We start from the raw sequence: 3560 nt of genomic DNA, 5'->3' as shown, positions 1-3560 counted from the left end.
CCTTTCACTGTCCTTCTGATTCGTTTTATAGTAGCGGAAATTTAACCAAACAATTTTTATTTAAGCAATGAGAATAAGCTGAATCCATCCATAAAAACAAAAAATCGAGGATAAAACCTTTGCGATTTCATCCTCGATTTCCTTTACTAATCCTACTGTTACTTTCTCAGATAATCAAAACACTGGCCGTCTTCTTTTTATTTTGCTTGATATTCATAAGTTTCTTTATTCGATATAAACGGGCTGATTTCACCAAGCGAGAATAGGTGCAGCTCATGCATCGCTCTTGTGCATGCCGTATAAAATAAGTTTCGCTCGTATTCATCTTGGTAACATTCACTCGACGCATTGTAAATGATGACGGCATCAAATTCAATTCCTTTTGCTAAGTAAGCTGGCAGAACAAGCATGCCTTTTTCAAATGAACTTGTTTCTTTTGTCAGCAGCCTTGCAGACATCGCTTCAGGAAGTGCTTGGAATGCCTGAAGACTTTCCTCAGCTGTTTTGGCAATAACGGCAATCGTTTTATAGTTTTGCTGCTTCAATTCATTAATTTTGTGTATGATTGCCTCATGAAGGTCTTGGACGTTATCTGCAGCCGTAACGGTTGGCTTCGCACCGTCTCGATTAAACGGCTCGATTAAATGGCCATTTGCCACCATACCTCTTGAAAACTCGACAATTTGACGCGTTGATCGGTAGCTTCTCGTAAGAGTCAGCGTTTCTGCTTCTTTCTCTTCGTACAGTTCGCTTGAAAGAATGGTCGGTGCGTTCAAGGCGTGCGCATAGATCGCTTGATTCAAGTCTCCAAGCAGCGTCATTCTGGCATGCGGAAACAGCTCTTTTAAAAACGCAAGCTGAAACGGTGAATAGTCCTGTGCTTCATCAATAAACAAATAGCGAATGACAGGATTAGCTTTGCGCCCTTCAATTTGATCTTTTATATATAAGTAAGGCGTTACGTCTTCATAAGACAGCTTCATGTTCATGACTCTTTGCACCGTGTTTTTAGCAGTGTCTTCCCATCCTTCTACATGTAGAAAAAGGTGACTCCTTTCAAACAGCTGCATATAGATACGTCGAATGTCGATAAATTTAAGCTGCTTGATCGCCTGCTTAATAAATTTCATTTTCTTAGCTACAACGGCTTTGGCTAAATACGCTTGTTCCCGGTCGAAATCATCAAATGAGCTTTCCGTATAGCCTTCCTTTTTCTGCAGATGCTGATAGGCCTCTACATAATCTTCTTTTTCTAAGAGCTGAATTTCTTCTTGAACCCAATCTTTTTTGCGCTCAAGTTTTTCAAGCTGATTAATGAGTTTAAGAGCCCACTCGCCTACGAGCTGCATCCTGTTGGGTATGGAAATTGCCGTATCAAGGGAATAGAAATAAGACAGCAAACGCCGAGCGGATAAAACAATTTCGCCGCGGAACTTAATGTTTTTAAAAATGATGTCTTTAGTAGACAGTTCTTCGATATACGCATCTACCTGCTTTTTAAATTCACGGCTTGCTTTGTAGCGAATTTCCTGCATTTTTTGCTTTTTTGCTGCGGCATCTTTTTCCGTTAGCAAATATTCGATTTGAACGAATAAGTCCTCCACTTCAAACTCGTTTCCTAACCGGCCATCGGCATATTGCTGAAACGTTGTTTGTTTCATATTGTCTTCTCCAAGCTCCGGAAGAACGGTTGAGACGTAGCTGTTAAAAAGCGGGTTTGGTGAAAACAGCATCATGTTTTCTGCAGTCAGCTGCTTTCGGTGATGATAGAGAAGATAAGCCACGCGCTGAAGAGCCGCAGACGTTTTACCGCTCCCTGCTACCCCTTGAACGATCAGCACTTTATTTTTTTCATTTCGAATAATTTGGTTTTGTTCTTTTTGAATGGTCGCTACAATACTTTTCATTTGACTGCTTGCATTGTGTCCGAGCACTTCTTGAAGCAGCTCGTCGCGAATGGTAATCCCTGTATCAAACATGCTTTTAATTACGCTATTTTCGATAATAAACTGACGCTTTAGCTTCATCTCGCCTTTAATCGCTTCACCTGGCGTTTCGTACTGCGCTTTTCCCGGTGAATAATCATAATAAAGACTCGAAATAGGCGCACGCCAATCATAAATTAAAAACTCTTCATCTTTTTGATCCATTAAAGAGCCCACGCCCACATAAATAGCTTCTGCTTCTTTTTCACCATTTTCTATAAAATCAAAACGTCCAAAATAAGGGGATTGCGTTAATTTTTTTAATGTTTTTAATTGATCATAAGCTTGTCTATGGGTAATTTCACGTTCAGCTAAAAGTTCTGCCTGCTGCTTAATGCTCGTAAATGTCTCAATCACGTCATCTGGCTCATCCATATTAACCGTAACATCGTCCCAAAACGTGCTTCGCAAATCGACAATTTCGCCTTTTACGTTTCCTACGCTTTTACCTATTTTTTCAGCTTTTTGGCTGATTTCTTCTACTACCCAATCAACTCGCTGCTGTTCTTCTGTTAAATTTTTGTCTTTCACTTATCCACACCCCTTACACACGTTACCCGATAACAAAACTTGTTACCGGGTAAAAGCGATCGTTGTTTATTTTTTTCAGAGTCTACATACTTCCCTACTGAGTTCGTAAATCCCTGCTATGTAACCATATTATGTCTTAATTTCCACCGTTAGTATACTGAAAAATAATGAACTCCACAACAAAAAGGGCTGAGAAAGTCTCAAGCCCCTTATCTTCATAGGTCGTTCCTCTACTTATTAGCTATTACTGTTTCCAAAAAGTTAGCAGATGAATGATGGCTGACACCACTTCTACCCCTTGAAACGCCAGTAAACCTGCTGCTGCCGCTGTAAACAATCCGACTACCGCTTCTTTAAAAATGAATGGCATTGATACCAGCTCCTTTGCTTATTTAAAATAAGTAGATTTGTTATCATTCTACTCCTTTTTTCAGAATTTTCAATACCTTTTATCAACAAAATAAAATAAAAACGCTTTCACTTTATAAAAATAAAGTGAAAGCGTTTTTTAAGCTTCCTTTTCTAATGCGTTCAGCGTAAGTGAATATTCTAATCCTTTTCCTTTTTGCACAACGTGCTGCACTTTGCCCATATTGCACGCTTCTTGCGCACTAACGGTCATGCCGTTTGTTAACTTGAGCTGCACAGGTTCTTCCGCAATTCGTACATCGCATGCTAAAGCTAACTCATATCCTCCGCCAAACGTAAAGTTTGTAAGAAGCGCAATCGTTTGTTTGGAGCTGCATGAAATACGCTGAAAAATCGCTCGAGCTGCTACTGCATGAATTGGCTGATAAAGCCTTCCTGTTTCTTCACGTAGGAAAGAGGTTGTTCTATGATCTCCGTTCATTTTATAGTACTCTCCCATAAATACAATAGATCCAACCGACGCGTCGTGCTGCAGCTCATTCATCGTTTCTTGCAGCTCATACATGACTTCACTGTTCAAACGATTAAGCATTGACTGATTCATTCGTACAACCGCCACATGATTTCTTTTTTCTACTTTGATAAACCTTTTCATCCTTCCTCCGCCCTTTCCCC

The 3560-nt window shown here is 39.9% G+C and carries 3 protein-coding genes; all 3 read right to left on the bottom strand.

The features are described 5' to 3' along the window. Nucleotides 1-197: 197 nt before the first annotated feature. Complete coding sequence (gene helD / locus AC1DRF_RS19710) at nt 198-2516, bottom strand: RNA polymerase recycling motor HelD (RefSeq protein WP_477741471.1); 2319 nt, start codon at nt 2514-2516, stop codon at nt 198-200. 244 nt (nt 2517-2760) lie between these two features. Further along, entirely contained in the window at nt 2761-2886 is a 126-nt protein-coding gene (locus AC1DRF_RS19705; protein WP_016765178.1) for a hypothetical protein, read from the bottom strand. A gap of 138 nt (nt 2887-3024) precedes the next feature. After that, the coding region (locus tag AC1DRF_RS19700; protein ID WP_477741470.1) for an enoyl-CoA hydratase/isomerase family protein at nt 3025-3560 on the bottom strand (536 nt) is incomplete at its 5' end.

Source organism: Priestia sp. P5_B4, from assembly GCF_056400385.1.
Note: the sequence above shows the minus strand (reverse complement) of the source record. Positions and strands in the feature narration are given on the sequence as shown.

Excerpts from the sequence above, each read along its gene's own strand:
- AC1DRF_RS19705 (WP_016765178.1), bottom strand. The coding sequence starts at position 2,886 with ATGCCATTCATTTTTAAAGAAGCGGTAGTCGGATTGTTTACAGCGGCA.